Here is a 1,377-nt window from a genome sequence, read left to right on the forward strand (position 1 = left end):
CGTACGGAGTCGGGCGTGAAGGACGGGCCGCCGGTCGTGCCGCCGACGTCGGTCGGGCCGAACACCCACGCCTCGACCTCGCCGTCCTTCGGCACGTCGCTGAGCGCGCCCAGCGGGCTGTACGTCCAGGTGGACTGCCCGGCCGGCGCGATCCAGTACGACCAGTAGGCGTCGGCCGGCGGGGTGAGCACGCACGGCTCGTCGGCCGGCGTCGGGTACTCGGTGCCGCCGTCGTGGTCCGCGTCGCCGATCCGGCAGATGAAGCCGGGGCCGTCGTGCACGGTGCCGGTGGTGGTGAACCCGGCGTTGTGCAGCAGGTTCATGCCGGTGGTCGGGTTCGCGTCGCAGCCGCGGGCGACCGGGCCGCCCCAGTGCCCGAAGTCCACCGCGACGACCGCGCCCTTGGTCGGCGTGCACGCGCCGATCGGGTCCGCGTGCGCGGGCGCGGCGACCGACACCAGGCCGGCCGCGAGGCTGCCGAAGGTCAGCGCGGCCGCGGTGAGCAGGACAACGGCGCGCGGCCGTCCGTGACGGCGACGCCTGGCGAGAACGAGCACGGGTGGCCCCCCGGTCCGGCCGGCGGGGAGCGCGGGCCACGGAGGGAGGACCGGCACACGGGAGCCGGCCTGTCGTCCGTGCCGTAGTCCTCGACGGCGAGCGTGACTTGCAGTTCAGCGCAGGTGGTCCGGCTCGCCCGCCTCACGGTGGGCCTACGGTTGCGGGTCAGCGCCGGGTTTCGACCGGCTTCCCCTGGCTGCTGCATTGGAAATGCGTCTCATGGCACCACGCGGCGGCGCGTCCCGTCAACGTGGCGGACAGTTGCCTTCACCACTCCCCCGCGGCCGCCTCCGCCATACCCGCGCCACGGGCACGCCCGCCGACAGGACTCGCCCGCCGACGGCCGCACCACGCCACGGGCACGCCGCCCGCGGCCGGACCCCGCTACTCCCCCACCGCGAACCGGTAGACCGTCGACTGCCGGCCTACCGGCCGGCCCGGGTGAACGGGTGAACGGGCGACCAGGAGTGGGCCGGTCGCCGGCCGCGGATCAGTCCGTGGACGGGTGCACGATCTGCCACTCCTGGTCGTCGGTGTCGGAGCAACTGAAGATGGTCAGCGGGGTGTTGTCGCCGCCGGTGCTGTTGCCGTACACGTCCAGGCACGCGTTGTTGCTGGCGTAGTTGCGGATCCAGTACGCGCCGTCGGGCTGCTTGGCGAGCCACCACAGCTGGTTGTCGGCGGTGGTGCCGTTGCAGGCGAACTCGGTGATGGGGGTGGTGAGCGGCTCCGCCCCGTAGTCCGGCAGGTCCATGCAGAGCCGGTCCTTGTCGTTGCGGATCTGGAACAGCGGGGTGCCGCCGGGGCCCAGGGTGGGGT

The 1,377-nt window shown here is 73.7% G+C and carries 1 protein-coding gene and 1 pseudogene; both read right to left on the reverse strand.

Annotation, left to right across the window (positions count from 1 at the left end; translation table 11 throughout):
• Nucleotides 1-557: pseudogene (locus tag AC13HU_RS37245) on the reverse strand (prenyltransferase/squalene oxidase repeat-containing protein); the annotation flags it as partial.
• Nucleotides 558-1,048: 491 nt separating this feature from the next.
• The coding region (locus tag AC13HU_RS37250) for an RICIN domain-containing protein (protein ID WP_483046429.1) at nucleotides 1,049-1,377 on the reverse strand (329 nt) is incomplete at its 5' end.

Source organism: Streptomyces sp. NH27 (genome assembly GCF_056859195.1).